20 protein-coding genes are annotated in these 25,071 nt (G+C 41.2%); 2 read left to right on the top strand and 18 right to left on the bottom strand.

The genetic code is table 11. The annotated features are described in order from the left end of the window. Positions 1 to 20 precede the first annotated feature (20 nt). Together FJ709_RS04830 and serB are read right to left on the bottom strand one after the other, a co-directional pair. On the bottom strand, positions 21 to 929 hold the full coding sequence (locus FJ709_RS04830) for an alpha/beta fold hydrolase (protein ID WP_226415856.1): 909 nt from the start codon (positions 927 to 929) through the stop codon (positions 21 to 23). A gap of 136 nt (positions 930 to 1,065) precedes the next feature. Next, positions 1,066 to 2,112 (bottom strand): phosphoserine phosphatase SerB, encoded by a 1,047-nt coding sequence (serB, locus tag FJ709_RS04825; protein ID WP_226413948.1) that lies wholly within the window; start codon positions 2,110 to 2,112, stop codon positions 1,066 to 1,068. Positions 2,113 to 2,252: 140 nt separating this feature from the next. On the opposite strand from serB, the gene FJ709_RS04820 reads away from it, so the two are divergent. Beyond that, on the top strand, positions 2,253 to 2,903 hold the full coding sequence (locus tag FJ709_RS04820; protein WP_226413946.1) for a YtjB family periplasmic protein: 651 nt from the start codon (positions 2,253 to 2,255) through the stop codon (positions 2,901 to 2,903). Positions 2,904 to 2,973: 70 nt separating this feature from the next. Here FJ709_RS04820 and deoD read toward each other — a convergent pair whose 3' ends face one another. The 10 genes from deoD to pnp all read right to left on the bottom strand — a co-directional run bounded on the left by deoD (position 2,974) and on the right by pnp (position 15,990). Continuing rightward, entirely contained in the window at positions 2,974 to 3,684 is a 711-nt protein-coding gene (deoD, locus tag FJ709_RS04815; protein ID WP_226413944.1) for a purine-nucleoside phosphorylase, read from the bottom strand. A gap of 102 nt (positions 3,685 to 3,786) precedes the next feature. Next, entirely contained in the window at positions 3,787 to 5,004 is a 1,218-nt protein-coding gene (locus FJ709_RS04810; protein ID WP_226413942.1) for a phosphopentomutase, read from the bottom strand. A gap of 11 nt (positions 5,005 to 5,015) precedes the next feature. After that, complete coding sequence (gene deoA / locus FJ709_RS04805) at positions 5,016 to 6,347, bottom strand: thymidine phosphorylase (RefSeq protein ID WP_226413940.1); 1,332 nt, start codon at positions 6,345 to 6,347, stop codon at positions 5,016 to 5,018. A gap of 118 nt (positions 6,348 to 6,465) precedes the next feature. After that, on the bottom strand, positions 6,466 to 7,239 hold the full coding sequence (deoC, locus tag FJ709_RS04800; RefSeq protein ID WP_226413938.1) for a deoxyribose-phosphate aldolase: 774 nt from the start codon (positions 7,237 to 7,239) through the stop codon (positions 6,466 to 6,468). Positions 7,240 to 7,658: 419 nt separating this feature from the next. Next, entirely contained in the window at positions 7,659 to 8,495 is an 837-nt protein-coding gene (locus tag FJ709_RS04795; RefSeq protein ID WP_226413936.1) for a nucleoside-specific channel-forming Tsx family protein, read from the bottom strand. Between the two features lie 361 nt (positions 8,496 to 8,856). After that, positions 8,857 to 10,131 carry a NupC/NupG family nucleoside CNT transporter gene (locus FJ709_RS04790; protein ID WP_226413934.1) on the bottom strand — a complete coding sequence of 425 codons (1,275 nt, stop codon included), beginning with the start codon at positions 10,129 to 10,131 and terminating at the stop codon, positions 8,857 to 8,859. A gap of 182 nt (positions 10,132 to 10,313) precedes the next feature. Then, positions 10,314 to 11,075 carry a TatD family hydrolase gene (locus tag FJ709_RS04785; RefSeq protein WP_226415854.1) on the bottom strand — a complete coding sequence of 254 codons (762 nt, stop codon included), beginning with the start codon at positions 11,073 to 11,075 and terminating at the stop codon, positions 10,314 to 10,316. Positions 11,076 to 11,169: 94 nt separating this feature from the next. Further along, positions 11,170 to 12,753, bottom strand: coding sequence for a peptide chain release factor 3 (gene prfC, locus FJ709_RS04780; RefSeq protein WP_226413932.1), 1,584 nt, complete (start codon positions 12,751 to 12,753; stop codon positions 11,170 to 11,172). A gap of 77 nt (positions 12,754 to 12,830) precedes the next feature. Then, a complete protein-coding gene (gene nlpI / locus FJ709_RS04775; RefSeq protein ID WP_226413930.1) occupies positions 12,831 to 13,733 on the bottom strand; it encodes a lipoprotein NlpI in 903 nt (300 codons plus the stop codon). A 160-nt stretch (positions 13,734 to 13,893) separates the two neighbouring features. After that, positions 13,894 to 15,990 (bottom strand): polyribonucleotide nucleotidyltransferase, encoded by a 2,097-nt coding sequence (pnp, locus tag FJ709_RS04770; RefSeq protein WP_226413928.1) that lies wholly within the window; start codon positions 15,988 to 15,990, stop codon positions 13,894 to 13,896. Between the two features lie 413 nt (positions 15,991 to 16,403). Between pnp and FJ709_RS04765 the strand changes: the two genes are divergently transcribed. Next, a complete protein-coding gene (locus tag FJ709_RS04765) occupies positions 16,404 to 18,440 on the top strand; it encodes a putative bifunctional diguanylate cyclase/phosphodiesterase (protein WP_226413926.1) in 2,037 nt (678 codons plus the stop codon). Between the two features lie 83 nt (positions 18,441 to 18,523). Here the strand turns inward: FJ709_RS04765 and rpsO are convergent, their stop codons facing one another. From rpsO to rimP, 6 genes are all read right to left on the bottom strand, one after another. Then, positions 18,524 to 18,793: a 30S ribosomal protein S15 gene (gene rpsO / locus FJ709_RS04760; protein WP_226413924.1), complete on the bottom strand. Its 270-nt coding sequence runs from the start codon at positions 18,791 to 18,793 to the stop codon at positions 18,524 to 18,526. A 138-nt stretch (positions 18,794 to 18,931) separates the two neighbouring features. Continuing rightward, positions 18,932 to 19,894 (bottom strand): tRNA pseudouridine(55) synthase TruB, encoded by a 963-nt coding sequence (truB, locus tag FJ709_RS04755; RefSeq protein ID WP_226413922.1) that lies wholly within the window; start codon positions 19,892 to 19,894, stop codon positions 18,932 to 18,934. Further along, the gene (gene rbfA / locus FJ709_RS04750) at positions 19,894 to 20,316 is read right to left on the bottom strand and encodes a 30S ribosome-binding factor RbfA (RefSeq protein ID WP_226413920.1); all 423 of its coding nucleotides are present in this window, start codon (positions 20,314 to 20,316) and stop codon (positions 19,894 to 19,896) included. Before rbfA ends, truB begins: the two co-directional genes overlap by 1 nt. A 61-nt stretch (positions 20,317 to 20,377) precedes the next feature. After that, positions 20,378 to 23,023, bottom strand: coding sequence for a translation initiation factor IF-2 (infB, locus tag FJ709_RS04745; RefSeq protein WP_226413918.1), 2,646 nt, complete (start codon positions 23,021 to 23,023; stop codon positions 20,378 to 20,380). Positions 23,024 to 23,048: 25 nt separating this feature from the next. Beyond that, positions 23,049 to 24,548, bottom strand: a complete 1,500-nt coding sequence (nusA, locus tag FJ709_RS04740) for a transcription termination factor NusA (RefSeq protein WP_226413916.1) — start codon at positions 24,546 to 24,548, stop codon at positions 23,049 to 23,051. Between the two features lie 31 nt (positions 24,549 to 24,579). Beyond that, a complete protein-coding gene (rimP, locus tag FJ709_RS04735) occupies positions 24,580 to 25,035 on the bottom strand; it encodes a ribosome maturation factor RimP (RefSeq protein ID WP_226413914.1) in 456 nt (151 codons plus the stop codon). Positions 25,036 to 25,071: the final 36 nt, after the last annotated feature.

Below are 25,071 nucleotides of genomic sequence, written 5' to 3'. Positions count from 1 at the left end.
TCACTCAGTCACTCAGTCACTCAGTCACTCAGCTCAAGATACCACTTTTTAATCTGCATAAAGTGGTCATCGTTGGCTTCTTTGTGAGTCAACATATCCGCATGGCCATAATCATTTAGATAACCATTTTTTTTAGCAAGCAAGGTATATTTTGCTTGCTGAAAACCGCACTCTGCCATCATATCTTGCACATCCGACGGGTTACCTAATACAGTGTCATTTTCTCCGGCAATAAACCACGCACTAGGCCAGTTTGCACTTTTTGCAGCAAGTGCGTAATTAAACTGGTCATCATGATCTATCCACTCCCCCCTTACCCAATCAATACTCTGGAGTAGTGATTGATGGCTTTCATTATCCATACCAAATCGATAACGGTTAGCATCGAAAAAGCCTTGCTTAGATACACAAAAAGGGGCGAACCGGTTCCAGAAAAGATCTACCATAAGCCATTTTCGTAATGACTTAATTTTGATGGTACGTTTACTACCAAAGGTTAACAGTGAGGCGACACTCGACTGTAAATCCGCAAACCGAGCCAAACTACTCGCCATTAACACTCCCCCCCAGGAATGTGCACTCCAATGTACTTTTGATGTCATAGGATGACGTTTTAAAATAAATGATTGCACCAAAGGTAACTGCTCTCTAATAACCTCCCCTTGGCCTAATTCATATTGTTTATCAATCAAGGGAGTACTTTTACCCCTTCCTGCTGTATCTAACACATAAACATCAAACCCTTGCTTCGCCATAAAACAGCCTAATCCACGCCCTGAGTCACTGTAAAAGACTCGGCCGTTAGACATAGCTCCATGCAGCATTAAAATAGGTGTAAGACGCTTATGCGAAGTTTGAGCTGGAATATAACGCAGATGTAATTGCCCCTGTCGATAGGGAATAAACAAAGACTGTTGAGTAGGTGATATCACAATGGCAGCTATTGGTATTTAGAGAATAATCCCATACTCAACCATAACTGCCATCAATATCAACTAAAATAGAGCAAACATCCTAAATAATACGACTGTGCTGTTTTGAGTGTCACCAGTGGCAAAATGCTTACTAGGCTTGTAAGCAAAATACCAAGGCGCGTAAATCTAATTTATTTACCGCTAAATTGGCCGCATTGATTAACTTGGGCTTAGCATGAAAAGCAACCCCTAAATCTGCCGCTTGGATCATAGGGATATCATTAGCACCGTCGCCTATGGCCACTATCTGTCCTGCGTCGATTTGCCATTTTTGTGCACACTTATTAATAACGGTCGCCTTATATTGAGCATCGACTACATCGCCTGAGACATGGCCTGTCAGTTTGCCATCCTCAATAACCAGTTCATTAGCAAAGGCTGCATCTAACTTTAACAAATGCATTAGGTGGTTCACGAATGGCATAAATCCACCTGAGGCGACAACCACTTTCCATTGATTAGCTTGTAACTCTGCTAAAGAGGCGGTTAAACCAGGCATCAATGGTAAATTCTTGCATAGTGTATCAATGATAGCTGCATCTGCATTAGCGAGTTTGCTTACTCGTAACCGTAAGCTTTGCTCAAAATCTAATTCGCCTCGCATCGCACTTGCAGTGACTTCAGCGACTTCTTCACCCACTCCAGCTAACACAGCCAACTCATCAATACACTCTATCTGAATCGCCGTTGAATCCATATCCATCACTAGCAATCCTCTATGCTTCAGCAAGGGTAATGGCGCAGTTATCAATAGTAATTCAGCCGCTAAATTATGCTTAGTCACACTAATATCAAAAGCTGACTTCATTTCAGCAAAAGACTTACTGGCTGAAATTTCTATACCGATGAGATCATTTTCCCGTTCAAGTACGGTAAAATACGCAGGAAATAGCAGTTCAGCTAGCCATGCATCAATGTGTGATTGAGCCGATGATTCAAATACCACTCGAACACGTTCATGACTTAAAGAAGCGATATCACTATGATACTGCGCCTCTTCATAGCGTTGGCATAATAGATCATTGTGCCAATACTCAGTGGTAGATGATGCTAATAACCAAGATAGAATACTGACACCTGTATTACTTGGGGTACTCTTATTAAGGGCATTGGCGGATGCTAGACTACTACGGTGCATGGATCAGACCTCTTTGATTACAACTATCTACTGATGAGTTTTTAGATTAATATAATTTCCACACCAGCAAGCCATCAAAAATATGGCAATCAGGCGCCTACTAAGCGTTTCATTAAATAGAAAAATGACTGAGGATTAAAGTGATTTTTGTTAACGGTCTCAAGAAAAGACAAAAAATTAGCAGGATCATTCAGGTTATTGTTGCCATAGGCTTAGTATTAGGCCTAATCAATCTTTGGCAAAGCAGCTTGAAAAACGGTCAAAAACTGTTGAGTTCACAGACTCAACTTATGGCGAGAACCCTTGCGCAACAGGCGGCAAACGGTGCTGCTCCGGCTATGTTTTTACAAAATGATGAACAACTCCGATGGCTGACATCGACTTTAGCGTCAGACCCTAAAGTAATGTCGGTTAATATTTATAACTCTCAAGGAGTCAGACTCGCTTTTGCCCAATCAGTGACTACCGATGATTTAGCACCTGATTCAGAAGCATTACGTCAACTATTAGCCAATTATCCACCATTAATTGAAAATGTGATGCAACAAGACAATAACCTTGGCTATGTGGAAGTAAGATTAGACCTGAGCAAATTTTTTGATGAAATTAAATATTTGCATCAAGAGAATATGGAACTATTGAAGTGGATGCTACTTGTGGCCAGTTTTATTGGTTTCTTGTTATCACGCGCATTATCGTTTAAGCGCGCTGACTTTGATCGTCGAAAAACACGTATTAAACAATTTAAAAAACATCTCGCCTCTAAAGATGAGCCGGAAGATAAAAGTTAATAAAATGATGTAAATATAAAATAAAAAATGGGCGCTTAGTGCGCCCATTTTTATTGGTTTGCTATTAAAACTAAAGTGTTAATGCTGCATCCAAAGTCATCACTATCATGTCATTGAAAGTCGTTTGACGTTCATCAGAAGTGGTTTTCTCACCAGTACGGATGTGGTCTGATACAGTGACAACACATAGTGCCTTAGCACCTAATTCATGGGCAACACCATATAAACCAGCGGCTTCCATTTCGACACCTAATACACCCATTCTTTCCATAACATCAAACATTTCAGGATCGGGTGTATAGAATAAGTCAGCAGAGAAAATGTTGCCCACTTGAATTTTAGTGCCGTGTGCTTTGGCAGAATCAACTACAGCGCTTAGTAAGCTGTAGTCCGCAATTGCTGCAAAATCTTGGTTTTTGAAACGTAAACGGTTAGCTTGTGAATCAGTACATGCACCCATACCAATAATCACATCACGTACTTTTACATCCGTGCTAATAGCACCACATGTCCCAACACGGATTAAGTTTTTAACACCGTATTCTTTAATCAGCTCATGTGCATAGATAGAACAAGATGGAATACCCATTCCTGAACCCATTACAGAAATACGCTTACCTTTATAAGTACCCGTAAAACCAAGCATGTTACGTACATCGGTTACTTGCTCAACATTTTCTAAGAATGTCTCTGCAATGTATTTTGCACGTAATGGATCGCCTGGGAAAAGCACTGTCTCAGCAAATGCACCTTCAACAGCATTAATATGTGGTGTAGCCATGTTATAACCCCTATGTTTCTATTTTATTTTGTATTGCTTAATCTTGTTGATAGTTTAGCAAAGCTATTAAGTTTTATATAGAACCGTCGTTCGAAAATGTGACTAATCTATAAAAGATTGGCCATAATCCATAGGTTCTAGCTTAAAATAGCTTGCGATCGACTGACCAATATCAGCAAAAGACTGACGACGACCTAATGAACCAGCGGCTAAACCTGCACCATAAGCTAATACAGGTACACGTTCACGAGTATGCTCAGTACCAACCCAAGTAGGATCGCAACCATGATCTGCGGTAAATACCACTAAATCATCTGGCTGTAAAATCGCAAATAATTCAGGTAAACGGGTATCGAAATATTCTAATGCTTTAGCATAACCTGCTGTATCACGACGGTGGCCATAATGAGAGTCAAAATCGACAAAGTTGGTAAACACTATGGTGTTATCGCCAGCACGTTTAATTTGCGTTAGCGTTTCATCAAATAACTCTTCAAGACCTGTCGCTTTAAACTGCTGAGTAATACCACTATGGGCATAAATATCAGCAATTTTACCAATACTGACCACTTCACCACCGGCGTCTTTAAGCTTATCTAATACGGTTGGCGCTGGTGGTAGTACGGCATAATCATGGCGGTTGCCGGTACGAGCAAAATCAGCCGCACCAGTCCCAACAAATGGGCGGGCAATAACACGGCCAATATTATACGGCTCTAACTCTTCACGGGTAATTTTACACAGCTTATAGAGGTTTTCTAAACCAAAGCTTTCTTCATGACACGCTATTTGAAAAACGGAATCAGCTGAAGTGTAAAAAATAGGCATACCCGTTTTCATGTGCTCTTCGCCTAGCTCTTCAAGAATTGTGGTTCCCGAAGCATGGCAATTACCTAAAAACCCTTCTAAACCAGCACGTTTTAGAATTTTGTCAGTTAACTCTTTTGGGAATGAATTAGTTAAATCGCTAAAGTAACCCCACTCATATAATACAGGCACGCCAGCCATTTCCCAGTGGCCACTAGGTGTGTCCTTACCAGAACTTAACTCATCAGCATGCCCATAAGCCCCAATCACTTCAACATCACCGTTAAAGCCATCAGCAAACTTGCCCGTGCTTTCAAAGCCAGCATGGCCTAGGCCTAATTTAGCTAAGTTAGGTAAAAGTAGCGGCCCTTTGCGGCCTATATCAGCTTTACCTTCTGCACAAGCTTGAGCAATGTGACCAAAAGTATCAGAACCAACATCACCAAACTTGTCAGCATCGGTTGCAGCACCAAGACCAAATGAATCTAACATTAAGATAAAAGTACGTTTCATTGTGTTTTCCTTTATAAATCTGAAGCGCGAATATAACGATAAATATCAGGCGTCTTTTCTGGCGCAGTATCGCCAATCATAATTGCCTGTTGAATCGCTGTCGCAGCTTCTGTAAATGCATCTTCAGATTGCGCATGGATCATCGCTAACGGAACATCTTTGTTAACGGCTTGACCTAATGCACAAACTTGAGTTAATCCGACACTATAATTAAGCGCATCGCCAGGTTTACGACGACCGCCTCCTAAAGTAACAACCGCTAAGCCAAGCTCTCTAGTATCCATTTTGTAAGCAAAACCACTAGTATTGGCATACACAGGACGAATAATTTTGGCATGGGGCAAATACTTATCATACGCCTCAACAAAGTCAGTTGGCCCACCTAAACCAGCAATCATTTTAGCAAAGGCTTCAGCTGCTTTACCATTATCTAATACAGCATTTAGCTTAATACGCGCTTCAACTTCATTTTGTGCAATACCGCCCAAAATCAGCATTTCAGCACATAAGCCCATAGTCACCGCATACAAACGTGGGTTGCGGTATTGACCTGTCAAGAACTGTATCGCTTCACGTACTTCAACAGCATTACCTGCACAGGACGCTAATACTTGATTCATATCAGTTAGTAATGCAGTGGTTTTAGTACCAGCACCATTTGCAACGGCAGTAATACTGCGAGCTAGCTCTTCAGATGCTTCATAAGTTGGCATAAATGCGCCACTGCCTACTTTGACATCCATAGCCAGTGCATCAAGTCCTGCGGCTAACTTTTTAGATAAAATTGATGCAGTGATGAGTGAAATAGACTCAACGGTAGCCGTGTTATCTCGGATGGAATAAAAGCGTTTATCGGCGGGCACTAAATCGCCCGTCTGGCCAATAATCGCTACGCCAGCATCTTTAACGACTTTGCGGAACAATTCGCTAGAAGGCTCAGTTTGGTAACCAGGAATCGCATCAAACTTGTCTAATGTCCCCCCGGTATGGCCTAAACCACGCCCGGAAATCATGGGTACATAACCGCCACAAGCTGCCGCCATAGGACCAAGCATTAAACTAATAACATCACCAACGCCGCCAGTGCTGTGCTTGTCAATAATAGGACCATTTAATTTTAATGAATCCCAATTCAACACTGTGCCTGAATCACGCATTGCAATCGTTAATGCAATACGCTCGTCCATATTCATATCTTTGAAGTAAACCGCCATGCCAAAGGCGGCAATCTGGCCTTCTGATACCGTATTAGTTGTTATACCGTTAACAAAGAATTGAATTTCTGCGGTGGAAAGAGCTTCACCATTACGTTTTTTGCGGATAATTTCTTGTGCGAGGAACATAATATAGCCTCCATCTAGGCAATCCACAGGCTGCTAGATTTGGATCGCCAAAAATATCTATAGCTATAGGCTTATTAACACTAAAGGTAATAAACCTTAGCTACAACATTGATTTTAATTAGTAACCTTGAGTTGGTGCTGGCTCGTCAGCAAGCTCTAAAGTATGTAATAAGCTAGTTAACAGGCTAGATGCACCAAAACGGAAAGTACTTGGGCTGATCCAATCTTCACCTAAAATACGTGCAGCAACCGCTAAAAACTCTGCTGTTTTAGCTGCATCTTTCACGCCACCGGCAGGTTTAAACCCAATTTTGCGGTTCTTTTCACTGATCACAGTTAGCATAATTTCAGCCGCTTCTAACGTGGCATTAACAGGTACTTTACCCGTCGATGTTTTAATAAAGTCAGCACCGGCATCAATCGCAATTTCGGACGCTTTACGAATTAAAGCTGGGTCTTTAAGTTCACCTGATTCGATAATCACTTTGAGAAGCGTATCTTCACCACACTCTTCTTTACATGCCTTGACGAGTTCAAAGCCAATAGTTTCATTACCTTCCATTAATGCACGATAAGGAAATACCACATCAACTTCATCAGCGCCATAAGCCACTGCTGCCCGAGTTTCTAATACTGCAATGGCAATATCATCATTACCATGCGGGAAATTAGTCACTGTCGCTATTTTGATGTCTTCACAATCAAGCTCATTTAAGGTTTTGCGTGCAATGGGAATAAAACGAGGATAAATACAAATTGCAGCGGTGTTACCTGCAGCAGTTTTGGCTTTATGACATAAGTCGATAACTTTTTGATCAGTATCATCATCATTTAAGGTAGTTAAATCCATTAACGAGATACCAAGTTGCGCAGCTTTTTTTAAATCAGTCATGTTTGTTCTCCATAAAGAAAAATCAGTAGATAATTTTTGTCAGGGCAACAAAGTAAAGTGGCATATGATCATAGCTAACTAGGATATAGCTAAAAAGATTACAGCTTGTATTATTACAGCTATGGCCGAGTCTTCACGAGTTGCCAGTAAACTAATATGATTTACTAACCTAAGTATTCAATCTGATAACGAGTACCACGACTTGAATCCTTGAAGACCGGAAAAGGCAAAATAAATTAATGACTTATTTTATCATTTTCCGCGAAAAATCCATTTTAGCGCGTTGTGCATAATGCTTAATTAACGGCATTATTAATAATAATGCATTTAATTAAATATTAACTTTTAACTTTTAACTTTTAACTTTTAAAAACTATAGAGGAGCCACAAATTTTGTGGCTCCATTGACTTACAAAGTATTAGAACTTGTAAGTAGCTGTTAGGTAGTGACCCCAACCCGTTGTATCTAAGCCAACAATACCTGCGCCATCTTCAAGAAGGTATACATCTTTGTAACCTTTAAGACCATAGCCTAAAGCATAGTTGTCTGAATGCCAGTGAATACCGAAATATGCTGCACCACCGCTAGAGCTCATAGGAACAAACTCATTACCATACTGGTCGTCTGCACCGAATTGATAATCAACATAACCTTGGAAAGCTATGAAGCTTTTGTTGTCAAAGAATTTGAAAGGCTTGAACCAGTTAGCAGAGAACTGATAACCATTCCAATCTTTGCCGTTCATGTCGTAGTGTGCGAATAAGTTCATGCCAGTTTTACCTAACCATGGAACCATAACATCTGCACCAACACCCCAGAAAGTTGCGTTTACATCTTCACCGACAACTCCACCACCCCAATTAAATAGAGTAGAGAAGTAAATCTCTTGAACTGGACCAAAAGAAAGGTCTTTACCAGTGATAGCATCTAGCGAGAAACGTGGATTGAACTTCATGAACATTTTGCTAGCGCCTGAGCCAGTCGCTTTGTCACCAGAATCACCAGTCGCTAAATTGAAAACATCAACATAACCGTATAGGTCAACAACGCCAGCACGGCCGCCGAATTCCATTTCTAGATAGTCATGTCCGCTTTCACCAGCACTTGGTAACTCATCAAAAGAGTACATAGCATTGAACTGCATCCAGCTGTAATCGCCAGAACGAATATCTTCACCACGGTCAGCAGCTAGCGCAGGAGTAGCCATTGCTGCGATAGTTGTAGCTGCTAAAGCTAAAGTTTTAAAGTTTTTCATCATCAACCCCATTTATCATAATTTGCTGCCTTCTAGGACAGCTTTTGTTTTAAGCTTTCGTATTTTACCGCTATTGTTGTAAATCACAATATTTAACCGGTATAAAAACGAATACTAAATTCTTTTTTGTGAACAATGTCGCGACTTACTCACAACACCTCAATAACAGTTACTTTTGTATCGCATTCGAAAATGAATGATTTTGTGGTGCTAATATTAAAATATGCACCTGCCACTCATTACCACTTCGCTATCTGGAAACCGGTGGATTAACGCCAATCATTATGATTACGTAATCTTAAAATACAGGGCTTTACTCACTAGTGTAGGTAAAGCCCTTTGAGTAAAAGAATATCTTTTACTACAGTGCTAGGAATAAACCAGCAAGTGTCGCACTCATTAAGTTAGCCAATGACGCAGCGATAACCGCACGTACACCTAACTTAGCTAAGTCGTGGCGACGGGTAGGAGCCATAGCACCTAAACCACCAAGCAGAATCGCAATTGACGATAAGTTAGCAAAACCACACAGTGCGAAAGAAATAATCGCTTTAGTACGGTCTGTCATTGCTTGACCCGTAGCTTCAACCAAGATGCCACCATCAGCAATATCTTTAAGGTAAGGAGCAAAGTTCAAGTAAGCCACAAATTCGTTAACAACGATTTTTTGACCAATGAACGAACCAGCAACCATAGCCTCGGACCAAGGCACACCGATAAGGAATGCTAAAGGCATAAAGATGTAACCAAGGATCAGTTCTAGTGATAAACCTTCAAAACCGAACCAGCCACCGATACCACCAAGCATACCGTTAACCATTGCAATTAAACCAACGAAGGCTAAAAGCATTGCGCCAACGTTAAGTGCTAAGTGCATACCTGAAGCTGCACCAGATGCTGCTGCATCAATAACGTTTGCAGGCTTATCAGTATCTTCTGGTAAGTCTGTCATGTCATTATTGGTTGCTTCAGTTTCTGGGTGCATTAGTTTAGCCATCATTAAGCCACCAGGAGCCGCCATGAATGATGCTGCAACTAAGTACTCAATTTTTACGCCCATACCAGCATAACCAGCAAGTACCGCACCAGCGATAGAAGCTAAGCCACCTACCATGATTGCGAATAACTCAGAGTTAGTCATTGTTGGAATGAAAGGACGTACAACTAAAGGCGCTTCAGTTTGACCAACAAAGATGTTTGCAGTAGCAGACATAGACTCTGTGCGGCTTGTACCAAGTGCTTTTTGTAATCCACCACCGATGAACTTAATCACTATCTGCATAATGCCTAGATAGTAAAGAACAGCGATTAAAGAAGAGAAAAAGATAATAACGGGTAATACGCGAACAGCGAATACGAAGCCTACGCCATTACCAAACATAGCGTCAGTACCTAAACCGCCAAATAGGAAGTTGATACCTGCTTGAGAATAACCAATTACATCAGCAACGGCAGTTGAAACACCACCTAATACTTGTTGACCAATTGGCACATATAATACGAAACCTGCAAAAAACGCTTGAATTGCTAAAGCGCCAAGCACGGTACGTACGTTAATAGCTTTTTTATTTGTAGATAGTAAAAAACCTATCACAAGTAGGGTGACCACCCCTACTAAACTCATAACTATATCCATTAAACATCACCCTTTTTAATTGTTAACACTTCTTATTAATGTTGTTAACTCACCTTATTTCCAAGGCAGATTATAACCGAGCAATTGAGGAAAAGCGTCGTTTTGATCAAACTTTTAAAGTTTAGTTTCAGATATTTACGCGAGACAATTGTAGTAAACGGTCATCGTTTCAAAAAAAGTAGCTAAAGCTCAAATAGTTGCAAAGAATTTCTATTAAGCTGTTCTAATATAGGAACAGTTGAAATTTCACGCAAAAAAGCTATTTTTTCAATAATCAGCGGTAAAATGAGCGGTGTATTGCGTTTATCAAGCTGACTTACAGGCGCCATACTCGGTGAATCTGTCTCAATGACAAATAATTCTAAGGGTAATTCTGCTACCACTTTATGCAGTTTTTGTGCTGCAGGATTTAATATCAAACCGCCAATGCCTAATTTAAAACCTAACTTTTGATATTGTTTTGCGACCTCAACACTGCCATAAAAACCGTGTATAACGCCACCTTTTGTCAACGCTGCTTTTGCTAACAACTCAATTAACAAAGCATGGCATTTTACCACATGCAGAATTACGGGAAGTTGGTACTTTTTTGCTAGCTGTAATTGCTGTTCACATAACGCTTGTTGCCGCTCAAAATCTGGACGTAGTTTGTCTAAGCCGCACTCACCAATAGCAACAAATAATGGGTTAGTTTGATTTAGAATAATTTGCTGCTCTAGCTCTATAAGCGCGATATCAATGTTCGCAGGAAGATACCAGGGATGGATCCCTAATGCGAAATAACATTGATATTGCTGAGCGACTGCCAGTTGTTTTAACCACAGTTCAGGGCTTACACCCGGTATGAGTACTTTGCTGATATTTTTGTTTTTCATGCGGTTGAACAATTCATCACGGTCGTGATCAAACGCTTCAAAATCAAGATGTGCGTGTGTATCAAATATAGATAAGGACATAGAATCAACTCTAAAAACAGGCAATAAAAAAGGCAGTAACTACTGCCTTTTTAACTTCAACCATAGCCTAGCCTAAAATAGATTAGTTTTCGCGTGTTTTCGCAAACTCAACTTCAGGATAGCGTTCCATTGATAAATTAAGGTTAACCCTTGTCGGCGCAATATAAGTTAAATTATCACCACCATCTAACGCAAGGTTTGGACTACATTTACGGCGGAATTCTTCAAGCTTTCGCTCATCTTTACAATAAACCCAACGCGCTGTAGAGACACTAATACCTTCATAAATAGCTTCAACGTTATATTCACTCTTTAAACGTCCGACAACCACTTCAAACTGCAGCACACCAACCGCACCAACAATTAAGTCATTGGAGTCTATTGGTCTAAAGACTTGCACTGCACCTTCTTCAGAAAGCTGCACCAAACCTTTTAAAAGCTGCTTTTGCTTTAATGGGTCTTTTAAACGAATACGACGGAACATTTCCGGTGCAAAGTTTGGAATGCCGGTAAATTTAAGCTTCTCACCTTGAGTAAAGGTATCACCAATTTGAATAGTGCCGTGATTGTGCAAGCCGATAATATCACCTGGGTAGGCTTCTTCTACTTGTTCACGATCACCAGCAACAAAGGTTAATGCATCTGAAATGCGCACATCTTTACCAATACGAACATGGTGTAATTTCATGCCCTTTTCATATTTACCTGACACTACGCGCATAAAGGCGACTCGGTCACGATGCTTTGGATCCATATTAGCCTGAATTTTAAAGATAAAACCACTGAAGCTTTCATCTTTTGCGCTAACTTCACGCACTTCAGTATTGCGAGGTTGTGGCTTAGGCGCCCACTCAAGCAAACCATCTAGCATATGATCAACGCCAAAGTTACCTAGTGCGGTACCAAAGTATACTGGCGATAACTTTCCTTTTAAAAATGCCTCTAAATCAAACTCATGAGAGGCACCAACAACTAACTCAAGCTCATCACGTAATTGCTCGGCTAACTCACTGCCAATGGCCTCATCAAGCTCTGGGTTATCAATCCCTTTTACAATACGCACTTCTTGGATCATATGACCGAGGCCTGATTTATATAAAATCGCCTCTTCACGATGAATATGATAAACACCTTTAAATGACTTACCGCAACCAATTGGCCAAGTAATAGGCGCACAGGCTATTTTTAACTCTTGTTCAACTTCATCCATCACTTCCATAGGATCGCGAATATCACGGTCGCATTTATTCATGAAAGTAATAATGGGAGTATCGCGCAAACGAGTCACTTCCATTAGTTTACGGGTACGATCTTCAACACCTTTAGCGGCATCAATTACCATAAGGCAAGAGTCAACAGCGGTTAAAGTGCGATAAGTATCTTCTGAGAAGTCTTCATGACCAGGTGTATCAAGTAAATTGACCAGGCATTCTTTATAAGGGAATTGCATTACAGAGGTAGTAATAGAAATACCACGCTCTTGCTCCATCTCCATCCAGTCCGACTTAGCATGCTGCTTAGAGCCTCGGCCTTTAACCGTGCCCGCGACTTGAATTGCTTGACCGAATAACAATACTTTTTCAGTAATTGTTGTCTTACCCGCATCCGGGTGGGAAATGATGGCGAAGGTTCGACGTTTATCGACCTCAACATTTATGCCTGACATGGTAACCTTTGCACTTGATACTAAAAAAGGCGCAAATTATAGCGCCTATCAGTAAGCTTGGCTAGGCAAAGCGCCTTTTAGGACTGAGGAGGCTGTTCTAGGATGTGTTTTATCTTTGCAAGCTCAATTCGGGCATACCTATGTTCAACAAAATCATAAATATTAGTTGCCAGGGTTAAACGGTAATAATTAGCCGCTTCTTGGAACAGCCCTAACTCTTCTGCCCGTTTGCCTAAATAAAAGTACGCTTCGCATAAACGCTCTGCATATTCTTTAGGTTGATTTAAACCTACTTTAGCGGCTGAAAATAATTGTTTCTTCGTTAGTTTACCTAAGTAATAGTCGACTAATACACTTGACCATGCTTTATCTTCAAGTTGCCCACGCTGAGTACCTAACGTAACTAGTGCAGCCTCTGCATCAATTTGTGATGACATGAGGTATAGCCATAAAGAGCGATAACCATCATTTGGATCACGTTGATAGAAAGTCTGCATATCTTTTACTGCAAGCTCGTAGCGTTCACCATAGAATAAAGCGATACCGCGATTAAGGAAGGCATAGTCGTACTCTGGCGCAAGTTCTAATACGCCATCAAAAGCTTCATATGCACTTTCAAATTCACCTTCTTGGGTATAGTAAATTCCTAAGAAGTTATAAGCATCAGCTAAATTTGGTTGTAACTTAAGTGCCTGGTGAAAATCAATACGCCCAAGTAGGCGTAATCCAACACTGTCGTAAATAACACCGCGATCGTAATGAAAACGTGCACGCTGATCATTGGTCAGTTCCATACTAGCCAAAATTTCATTCAACTTGGCCAAAGTCACTTCTAATTTATAATCTGGCATAACTGGGGCGACGATAATTTGCCCTATGGCAACATCTCCATTTGAACCCGAAGTAGCAGCACAACCGGTAAGCAACAAGCTAACGCCTGCTACAATGGCAACAAACGAGGTGCGTAATTTAAATTCCATCTACTTTACCTTTGATCAGGTTCATTAATAATCAGCATGATAACAACCTAGCGGGGTTAGTGCTATTTGCTATTTGATTTAATTGTCAAAAAAACTAAAAAAAAGGAGACCAATTGGCCTCCCTTTTATAACACTCAATTTTTATACTTAAAATAGTCGCTTATTCAGCAGCTTCTTTAGTTTGTGCTTCTTTAATTGATAAACGTACGCGACCTTGACGATCCACTTCCATTACTTTAACAGCAACTTCTTGGTTCATTTCTAAGTGGTCTGATACATTTGCTACGCGCTCATCACTGATTTGCGAAATATGCACTAAGCCATCTTTGCCAGGAAGTATGTTAACAAACGCACCGAAATCAACGATACGGATAACTTTACCATTATAAATACGGCCAACTTCAACTTCAGCGGTAATTTCTTCAATACGACGAATCGCTTCTTTAGTTGCTTCGCCGTTCGATGAAGCAATCTTCACTGTACCGTCGTCATCAAGTTCAATCGTTGTGCCAGTCTCTTCGGTAAGTGCACGAATAACCGCGCCGCCTTTACCGATAACGTCACGGATTTTCTCAGGATTGATCTTGATAGTTGTGATACGCGGTGCATGAGCAGAGATATCATCACGGTGTCCACCAATGGCTTGATCCATTACGTTTAGGATATGAACGCGAGCGCCATAAGCCTGTTGTAATGCGATATCCATGATTTCTTTTGTGATACCTTCAATCTTGATATCCATCTGAAGTGCAGTAATACCATCACGGGTACCGGCTACTTTAAAGTCCATGTCACCTAAATGATCTTCATCGCCTAAAATGTCAGAAAGAATAACGAAATCATCGCCTTCTTTAACTAGACCCATAGCAATACCCGCAACAGATGCTTTAATTGGAACACCAGCATCCATTAATGCTAATGACGTACCACATACTGAAGCCATAGAGCTTGAACCGTTAGATTCAGTGATTTCAGATACAACACGAATGCTGTACGGGAATTCTTCAGCAGAAGGCATAACGGCCTTCATACCACGCCATGCTAACTTACCATGACCGATTTCGCGGCGCTTAGGTGAGCCAACCATACCAGTTTCACCAACACAGTATGGAGGGAAGTTGTAATGAAGCATAAAGCGATTAGTACGTTCGCCCATGATGCTATCAATCTTCTGCGCATCACGTTCTGTACCTAAAGTACAAGTCACTAACGCTTGAGTTTCACCACGGGTAAACAGTGAGCTACCGTGAGTACGTGGAAGTACACCGGCTAACACGCTTAATGCGCGGATCATGTCTGGTTCACGACCATCGATACGTGGCTTGCCACTGATAATACGACCGCGAACAACTTTCTTCTCAAGACTCGCAAGTAAGTTATCAACTTCACGGGTATCTACATCGGCATTTTGCGCAACTAATGCTGCTTTTGCCGCTGACTTAACCACGCCAACTTGAGCATAACGATCTTGCTTAACTTCAATTTGATACGCATCAGTCAAACCTGCTTCTGCAAGTTCTTTGATTTTTGCAACTAAATCTTGATCTTGAACTGGCGCAGTCCAATCCCATGTTGGCTTGCCTGCTTCAGCTTTAAATTCGCTAATCGCATTCACAACCACTTGTTGTTGATCGTGACCATAAGTCACAGCGCCTAACATGATTTCTTCAGCAAGCGATTTCGCTTCTGACTCAACCATTAATACAGCACTTTGTGTACCAGCAACAACCAAATTAAGGTCGCTAGTAGCTAGCTGATCAACACTTGGGTTAAGCACATATTCGCCGTTGATATATCCAACGCGAGCAGCACCTAAAGGGCCACTGAATGGAATACCAGAAATAGCTAAAGCTGCTGAGGTACCAATCATTGATACAATGTCTGGCTCAATCTGTGGGTCAACAGAAACTACAGTAATGATAACTTGAACTTCGTTTTTAAAACCGTTAGGAAATAAAGGACGAATTGGACGGTCGATAAGACGGGCAATCAGAGTTTCATCTTCTGACGGACGACCTTCACGCTTGAAGAAACCACCAGGGATTTTACCCGCAGCATAGGTTTTTTCTTGGTAGTTAACAGTAAGTGGGAAAAAATCGCGGCTTAAATCAGCAACTTTTTTACCGACTACAGTAACTAACACTGTGGTATCGCCCATGCTTGCTAAAACAGCAGCATCAGCTTGACGTGCAATAACACCCGTTTCTAAGGTGACTGTATGTTGACCATACTCAAAACTCTTTACAATTGGATTCACGTGACCCATTCCTTAATTAATGACCTTTAAATTACCTGCGTGAGTATACTTCAAATAGAATCAATAGTTAAATAGTCACTTCTTATCTAGGTATAAAAATTTACTCTAGATTCTAAAAAACTTCCCTATTTACTGATAAATAAAGTACTTCAAACTTGGCAAATAATTTCATTATTTTTTCTAGCGTAAACTTAAATCACCTGTGTTAGGCGATAATCGTATAAATATGAGTGACAAGTAGCACTAATTTTACTACAGTTACTTTTAGTGTAATGGATAGATTCTATTCAATGAATCAAGTTGTTACCAATCACATAAAACGAACTTTTTGTCACAGAACTCTTAAAATAATAGACAAAAACTAATAATAAAGACGAATAACAATACTGGTCTTACAAGACACGGAATTAATAATGACCTCAAGATTTAAATCACTAACTTGGAAACAAACTAATCTTGTCGTATTTACGGCGTTGTTTTTTGCAATAGCTGTTTTTGTGGTTGAAATAGCCCTAGTTGTTGTTACGACTAAACAACAACTATCCGGCTCGCAGCAAGAACTACTTAACTCTGTTGAGCAAACAACCACGAATGCCATCTGGGCATTAGATGATAAATTAGCTCAGCAAACCTTAGAGGGTATCATTAAAGTCGATAATGTAGGCTCTGCGGTACTTGAGCTTGATGATGGCTCACTATTTGTCAGTGTGGTAAATGAAGGTGAGGACTTTTCAGAAAATTACATCTCATTGAGTAACCGTTTATTTGGTGATCTAAAGGAGATATCACGCCCCTTATACCGCCCATTCTATTTTGAAGGCAGTAAGAAGCAACAGCTAATTGGTAGTTTAACGATATTTTATGATACTCAAAAGTTAACTACACACCTGTTTGACCAACTTCAACTGAGCTTTATTGCGACACTGGCCCGTGCATTATTACTCACCTTAGTACTCAGCGTCGTTTTTCACCGATTCTTAACTCAACCTATCGCGAGAATAAGTGAAGCCATAGATAAAATAGACCCTGACTCACCCGGTGAAAACTTATTGCCAATTTCGAAAGCTCATAAGGATGACGAGTTAGGATTAGTGGCTAGTAAATTTAATCAAATTTTACTGCAATTTAGCCAAACTCAAAATAAGCTTCGTAAAATGGCCACCCGAGATCCACTCACAGGACTACCGAATCGGACCTTATTACTAGAAACACTCAATGTTACCATTCAACGCTCGCGTGTGCACAAGCGTAACTTTGCACTGCTGTTTATCGATTTAGATCGCTTTAAAAATGTTAATGATTCGCTAGGCCATGCATTAGGTGATCAATTCCTAGCACGTATCGCCCGTATTCTAGAGCGCGTTGTTGGTGATAAAGGTAGCGTGGCTCGTCTAGGTGGGGATGAATTTGTCGTATTAGCCGATGATATCCAAAGCCCAGATCAGGCGGCAGACTTTGTTGATAAACTGCTAATACAGCTTAATGCGCCGCTACAGTTAAATGAACACACCATCCACCCAGCAGCCTCTATCGGCATTTCCATCTACCCTGATGATGGTGACAGTGCAGAGGATCTAATACGCCATGCCGATATCGCCATGTACAGCGCTAAAGCTGCAGGTTCGAATCAATGGGCGTTTTTTAAAGAACAAATGACTGAGCGTGCAGCGGTAAGACTTCGTACCGAAGCCTCTTTGCACGATGCACTTAAAAACAATGAATTTCTACTTCATTTTCAACCCAAGTTCGACATTAACACTAATAAGGTTATTGGTTGTGAAGCATTAATTCGTTGGCAAAAAGATGGCAGACTCATCAGCCCAATGTCCTTTATCCCTGTCGCTGAAGAGACTGGTATTATTATTCCAATAGGCAGATGGGTCATTGAACAAAGCTGTAAAATACTGAGAGACTGGCAAAAAAAGTATAACTACGCAATACCTATTGCTGTTAATGTCGCCTCACAACAATTTGCCGACTCCAGTTTGGTGCCTGACATCAAACAACTTGCTTTACGTTATCAAATTCGTCCAGATTTGCTTGAAATAGAAATAACCGAAACATCATTGATGAATGATATTGAACAAGCCATCGCCAAACTCGAGCAGCTAAAGTCAGCAGGCTTTGGTATAGCAGTTGACGATTTTGGTACCGGATATTCCTCATTATCTTATTTACGACACTTACCCATAACCACGATGAAGATAGATCGCGCTTTTGTAAGCGACCTTCCGGCAGACAGCGCTATAGCGTCAACTATTTTGATGCTAGGTCGCCAATTAAACCTATCGATTGTCGCTGAAGGCATTGAAAATGAGGAACAACTTGACTGGCTTAGAGAAAACAATTGCCCTATCGGACAAGGTTTTTTCTTCAGTAAACCGTTACCATTAGAAGAGTTTGAACAAAAGTATATTGCCACTCAAAGCGCTCAAATATTACAACTTTAGAAATCATCAAATTTAAAACAATAAAAAAGGAGGCTAAGCCTCCTTTTTACGGTTTCAACTTACCAAAGTAAGTTAAAGTCGTATTAACGACGTAAACCTAACTTCTGGATCATAACAGTATAACGAGCTACGTCGGTACGCTTTAAATAAGCAGAAAGCTTACGACGAGCACTAACCATACGTAACAAGCCACGACGTGAGTGGTGGTCGTGAATATGCGTTTTAAAGTGACCTTGAAGGTGGTTAATTTGAGCAGTTAATAAAGCAACCTGTACTTCAGTAGAACCAGAATCGTTTTCGCAACGACCGAAGTCCGCTAAAATTTTTGCTTTAGTTTCAGCACTTAGTGACATGTGTATCTCCAAAATATAATAAATAATCTTTAGCCGATCACTAACTCAGCTAAAGGAAGCGCGACATTTTACCGAAAATTAATGACTAGAGCAATATAAATAATTAGTTTGCCCAATTTAAGCAATAATAAACTTGCATCAACTTATAGTATTAGCTGCTTCAGCTTCGCGAATAACAATTAGACGCTTAGGTGCGAGTAAACCATCATCATTCATCGACCCCACGCCGACAAATTTATGCTCTTCACCAATGGTGATGCGCACTAATTCGTCGGGTTTTAATCCGGATGCGTGTATTGCTTGGCCCTGCATAACATAATACAACATATCTTGCGGTAAATTTATTTCAGTGAAATTAGCTACCGCTGTATCCATCGGCAGTAATAGTGAATCTAACGCTTCAAAAGGAGAAATCTCTTGCTCAGTCGCAGAATCAATCATCGCCGCTAACTGTTCTAAGGTTACCATCTTATCGTAAGGATAATTGGCAACTTGTGTGCGACGCAACATAATAACATGCGCACCACAGCCTAGCATTTCACCAAGATCATCAATAATAGTGCGAATGTAAGTGCCTTTGGAACAGTGAATATCAAGTGTTAGCTCGTCACCTTCTAGTCCCAAAAAGTTCAATTCAAAAACCGTAATCGGTCTTGCTTCACGTGGGACTTCAATACCCTCTCGAGCATATTTATAAAGCGGCTTACCTTGATGCTTTAATGCAGAATACATTGAAGGCACTTGCATAGTATCACCACGAAAATGCGCTAATGCTTGTTGCAGTTGATCTTCAGTAAAATTAATGTCTCGCTCTTGAACCACTTCGCCATCTGAGTCACTGGTATCTGTTCGCTGCCCTAGCTTAGCAATCACTGTATAGCGTTTATCAGCATCTAGAAGATGTTGAGAAAACTTAGTTGCCTCGCCTAAACAAACAGGTAGCATACCCGTTGCTAGCGGATCTAGCGCACCGGTATGTCCAGCTTTATTGGCATTAAAAAAACGTTTTACTCGTTGAAGGGCATGATTAGAGCTAATGCCCGTACCTTTATCGAGTAAAACGATGCCATCAATAAAACGACCTTTTTGACGACGCGCCATTAATCTTTCTCCTGGGTATCGTCTTGGTCAATTTCATCAACACGACCACTGTCTTGCTGTTTTTGCTTGTCTTTAGTAATCACTTGGCTAACAAGGTTAGACATGCGCATACCTTCGACTAATGAACTATCGTACATAAAACGCAGCTCAGGCATAACTCTAAGTTTCATCCGCCCTGCGATTAATGTACGGATATAAGGTGCAGCAGCGGTTAACGCCGCTATTTTTTCTTCAACTAACTTAATGTCTTCTTCGAAGAAAGTCACAAATACCCTGGCGTAACTTAAATCACGTGAAACTTCAACATCATTAACTGTGACGAAACCGATACGAGGATCTTTCATATCACGTTGGAGCACCATAGCCAGCTCTTGTTGAAGCTGCTGAGCGATGCGACGAGTACGACTAAATTCTTTTGCCATGACTATTAACCCACTTAAGCCATTAAATCAAAAAGGGCGGCTAATGCCGCCCTTTCACATGTTATAGCGTTCTAGCTACTTCGACGATTTCGAATACTTCGATTTGGTCGCCTACGCGAACATCATTGTAATTCTTAACCCCGATACCACATTCCATTCCATTACGAACTTCAGCGGCATCATCTTTAAAGCGGCGTAGAGACTCTAGCTCACCTTCGTAGATCACCACGTTGTCACGTAGAACACGAATTGGTGCGCTGCGCTTAACAATACCTTCAGTAACCATACAGCCAGCAATAGCGCCTAACTTAGGAGACTTAAATACATCACGCACTTCAGCAAGACCAATGATCACTTGCTTGAATTCAGGCGCTAACATACCAGTCATTGCAGCACGTACTTCATCAATTAAGTTATAGATGATGCTGTAATAACGTAAATCAACACTTTCAGCTTCAATTGTCTTACGTGCCTGTGCATCAGCACGAACGTTAAAGCCAACCATGATAGCGTTAGAAGCCGCTGCCAATGTTGCATCGGTTTCAGTTAATGCACCTACGCCACGAGCGATGATGTTAACTTTCACTTCAGCTGTAGATAGACCAATTAATGAGTCACAAATAGCTTCCAGAGAACCTTGAACGTCTGCTTTAAGGACGATATTCAATTCCTGAACTTCACCTTCTTCCATGTTAGCAAACATGTTTTCAAGTTTAGACTTCTGCTGACGAGCAAGCTTAACATCGCGGAACTTACCTTGACGGTAAAGTGCAACTTCACGAGCTTTACGTTCATCACGAACAACAGTGGCTTCATCACCGGCCAATGGCACACCAGATAGACCTAAAATCTCTACTGGAATTGAAGGACCTGCTTCAGTAATAGGATTACCGTTTTCATCTTTCATCGCGCGGATTTTACCGTACTCTAAACCACAAAGAACGATATCACCTTGGCGTAAAGTGCCTTCTTGAACAAGTACTGTTGCAACAGGTCCACGGCCTTTATCAAGCTTGGACTCAATGACTACACCCGCAGCCATAGTGTCACGAACAGCTTTAAGCTCTAACACTTCAGATTGAAGTAAAATGCCTTCTAACAGTTCATCAACACCATCACCTGTCTTAGCTGAAAGGTTAACGAACATGTTGTCTCCACCCCAATCATCTGACATTACGCCATGTTGAGACAGCTCACTCTTAACACGTTCAGGATCAGCATCTGGCTTATCCATCTTGTTAATAGCAACGATTAATGGCACGTTACCGGCTTTAGCATGTTGGATAGCTTCGATTGTTTGTGGCATTACACCATCATCAGCAGCAACAACTAACACAACGATATCGGTCGCTTTAGCACCGCGGGCACGCATAGAGGTAAACGCAGCATGGCCAGGAGTATCTAAGAAGGTAATCATACCGTTCTCAGTTTCAACATGGTAAGCACCAATATGCTGGGTAATACCACCGGCTTCGCCAGCAGCAACTTTTGCACGACGAATGTAATCGAGTAACGATGTTTTACCGTGGTCAACGTGACCCATGATGGTCACAACTGGCGCACGTGTTTCTAACTTAACGTTATCATCACGGTCTTGAAGTACTTGGTGCTCTAGCTCGTTTTCGCGAAGTAGAACCACTTTATGACCCATTTCTTCAGCAACCATTTGTGCTGTTTCTTGGTCAAGCACTTGATTAATAGTAACCATAGTGCCCATTTTCATCATTTGCTTGATGATTTCAGTTGCTTTAACTGCCATCAAATGAGCTAATTCAGAAACAGTCACTGTTTCGCCAATACGCACATCACGAGTCACTGCAGCAACCGGCTTATTAAAGCCATGAGCCATAGACTGTGGAGCAGTATTGCGACGCATATGTCTTTCACGACCGTCACGGGCATCTTTACCACCGCGTTTCTTGCTGGTGTTCTTATTGCGAGCACGACGACCACGTTTTTCATCATCCATGTCAGAACTATCTTCCGCAGCACGAGCTACTTTAGATGTCGTTACATGGTGATCGCCATTTTTTTCCGCTTCCAGGCGTAAACGCTCTTCGTCAGCCCAACGCTTAGAGTTTTCTTCAGCCAATTTACGCGCCTTTTCAGCAGCTTTGTCAGCTTCTTCTATTTGCTTTTGGGTTAACACTTTTTCTTGCGTCGCTTTAATACGTTCAGCTTCTTCCTTTGCTGCTTGAGCAGCTGGATCTAAAGGCTTATCAGCTTTAGGTTCAGCTTTTGGCGCTTTGGCAGCTTTCGCTTTCGCTTCTGCTTCTTTAGCCACTTTAGCTTTGGCATCTGCGTCAGCTTTAGCCTTTGCTTCAACTTTGGCTTTTTCATCTGCGGCCGCTTTAAGCTTTGCTTCTTCAGCTTTAGCTTGTTCTTCAGCAGCTAGTTTAGCGACATCGGCATCATCACGTTTAACGAAAGTACGTTTTTTACGCACTTCAACTTTAACGTCCTTTGACTGACCACCAGAACCCGACACACTTAACGTAGATACGGTTTTACGTTGCAATGTCATTTTGGTTGGTGCAGATTCGCCACCATGTTGCTTCTTCAAAAAATCTAATAACTGTTGTTTCTCATTTTCAGAAACAGTATCAGCTTTTGTCTTTGTAATGCCGGCTTCGTTAAATTGTTCAACTAAACGATCAACCGTTTTGCCCACTTCTTGAGCTAATTTTTCTAAACTTGTATCTGCCATCAAATAAATCCCCCTGTTGATCGACTTATGCTTCTTCGCCAAACCAACAGATATTGCGGGCTGCCATGATGAGCTCACCTGCTTTTTCTTCTGTCAATTCTTCTATTTCGATTAAATCATCGATACCTTGCTCAGCAAGGTCTTCTAATGTAACAACACCTTTACTTGCTAATACAAAGGCAAGATGTCTTTCTAAACCGTCAAGCGCTAATAAGTCTTCACTTGGATGTGCACCATCTAATGCTTCTTCTGAAGCTAATGCACGCGTAGAAATCGCTGCTTTGGCGCGTTCACGCAAAGAAGCCACGATATCTTCGTCAAATCCGTTAATATTAAGTAATTCTGCTTCTGGTACGTAAGCGATCTCTTCTAATGAAGTGAAACCTTCTTCCGCTAGAACTGTTGCAAAATCTTCGTCTACTTCTAAAGTAGCCATAAATAATTCAACCACTTTCGCGCTTTCCGCTTGGTGTTTCTTATTCATGTCTTCTACTGTCATTACGTTTAATTCCCAACCAGTTAGTTGAGTCGCTAAACGTACGTTTTGGCCGTTACGACCAATTGCTTGTGCCAGACTGTCAGCTTCAACGGCGATATCCATTGAATGGTTATCCTCGTCAACAATAATTGAAGCAACATCAGCAGGTGCCATCGCATTGATAACATATTGAGCAGGATTATCATCCCACAACACGATATCTACACGTTCACCACATAACTCATTTGATACAGCTTGAACACGTGCACCACGCATACCAACACAAGCACCTATTGGATCTATGCGTTTATCGTTTGATTTTACGGCTATCTTAGCGCGAGCACCTGGCTCACGGGCAGCACCCATAACTTCAATCAACTCGTCATAAATTTCAGGCACTTCAACACGGAAAAGCTCAATGAGCATTTCTGGCTTGCTGCGGGTTAAAAATAGCTGCGCTCCACGTGCTTCTGGACGAACCGCATAAAGCAATGCGCGAACGCGGTCACCTGGACGAAAAGATTCACGGCTGATTAAGTCTTCTTTAAATATCACGCCATCGGCGTTATTACCTAAATCAACAACCACGTTTTCACGGGTGCTTTTCTTAACAACACCAGTAACAATCTCGCCTTCACGCTCAATAAACTGTTCAACTACTTGAGCACGCTCAGCTTCACGTACTTTTTGTACGATAACCTGTTTTGCGGTTTGTGTAGTAATACGGTCAAATACCACTGAATCAATTTCATCCTCGACATAATCGCCAGGTTGAAGTTCAGGGTTCTCATAGCGTGCAGCTTCAAGGGTAATTTCGCTATATGGGTTTTCTAACGGCTCACCTTTATCATCGATAACCATCCAACGACGGAAAGTGTCGTAGTGTCCGGTTTTGCGATCGATAGCAACACGAACTTCAATATCACCTTCGTATTTTTTCTTGGTTGCTGTTGCAAGGGCAGTTTCTAACGCTTCAAAAATTTTCTCACGCGGAACCGCTTTCTCATTTGAAACCGCTTCTGCTACTAGCAGGATCTCTTTATTCATTTGGTCTAGCCTCGTTCTTAACCTGAAACTATTAAAATTTTGCGATGATGTTGCCTTTGCGGATATTATCCAAAGCAACAACCAAGTCTTTTCCATCTACTGTGATTGTGAGCATTTGCCCGTCAACTTTAGCAATGGCGCCTTTTAAATTTCGACTACCCGCAACCGGCATAGTCAATTGTACTTTTGCATCTTCGCCTACATAGGCTGCATATTGCTGAGCAGTAAATAAAGGTCTATCTACACCCGGAGAAGATACTTCAAGGGTAAATTCTGTAGAGATAGGGTCTTCAACATCAAGTACCGCACCCACTTGTCGGCTCACTTCGGCACAGTTTTCAATATGGATGCCATTTTCATGATCTATAAATATGCGTACTATTGAGTGTTTACCAGCTTGGACATATTCAATGCCCCAAAGCTTAAAACCAAGTGCTTCAACTGGTACTGTTAACATGTCTACCAGTCTTGATTCTAATGTTGCCAAAAATGACCCCCAAAAAACAAAAAAAGGGCAAAAGCC

The organism is Shewanella glacialimarina, assembly GCF_020511155.1.
Taxonomy (GTDB): Bacteria; Pseudomonadota; Gammaproteobacteria; order Enterobacterales; family Shewanellaceae; genus Shewanella; species Shewanella glacialimarina.
This window is presented reverse-complemented; position numbering and strand designations above follow the sequence as displayed.

Coding starts and splice junctions, on each gene's coding strand:
- truB (WP_226413922.1), bottom strand. CDS start 19,894: ATGGCGCGTCGTCAAAAAGGTCGTTTTATTGATGGCATCGTTTTACTC.
- deoD (WP_226413944.1), bottom strand. CDS start 3,684: ATGGCTACACCACATATTAATGCTGTTGAAGGTGCATTTGCTGAGACA.
- FJ709_RS04795 (WP_226413936.1), bottom strand. CDS start 8,495: ATGAAAAACTTTAAAACTTTAGCTTTAGCAGCTACAACTATCGCAGCA.
- serB (WP_226413948.1), bottom strand. CDS start 2,112: ATGCACCGTAGTAGTCTAGCATCCGCCAATGCCCTTAATAAGAGTACC.
- FJ709_RS04790 (WP_226413934.1), bottom strand. CDS start 10,131: ATGGATATAGTTATGAGTTTAGTAGGGGTGGTCACCCTACTTGTGATA.
- rbfA (WP_226413920.1), bottom strand. CDS start 20,316: ATGGCAAAAGAATTTAGTCGTACTCGTCGCATCGCTCAGCAGCTTCAA.
- prfC (WP_226413932.1), bottom strand. CDS start 12,753: ATGTCAGGCATAAATGTTGAGGTCGATAAACGTCGAACCTTCGCCATC.
- deoC (WP_226413938.1), bottom strand. CDS start 7,239: ATGACTGATTTAAAAAAAGCTGCGCAACTTGGTATCTCGTTAATGGAT.
- rpsO (WP_226413924.1), bottom strand. CDS start 18,793: ATGTCACTAAGTGCTGAAACTAAAGCAAAAATTTTAGCGGACTTCGGT.
- infB (WP_226413918.1), bottom strand. CDS start 23,023: ATGGCAGATACAAGTTTAGAAAAATTAGCTCAAGAAGTGGGCAAAACG.
- deoA (WP_226413940.1), bottom strand. CDS start 6,347: ATGTTCCTCGCACAAGAAATTATCCGCAAAAAACGTAATGGTGAAGCT.
- FJ709_RS04765 (WP_226413926.1), top strand. CDS start 16,404: ATGACCTCAAGATTTAAATCACTAACTTGGAAACAAACTAATCTTGTC.
- nlpI (WP_226413930.1), bottom strand. CDS start 13,733: ATGGAATTTAAATTACGCACCTCGTTTGTTGCCATTGTAGCAGGCGTT.
- FJ709_RS04810 (WP_226413942.1), bottom strand. CDS start 5,004: ATGAAACGTACTTTTATCTTAATGTTAGATTCATTTGGTCTTGGTGCT.
- nusA (WP_226413916.1), bottom strand. CDS start 24,548: ATGAATAAAGAGATCCTGCTAGTAGCAGAAGCGGTTTCAAATGAGAAA.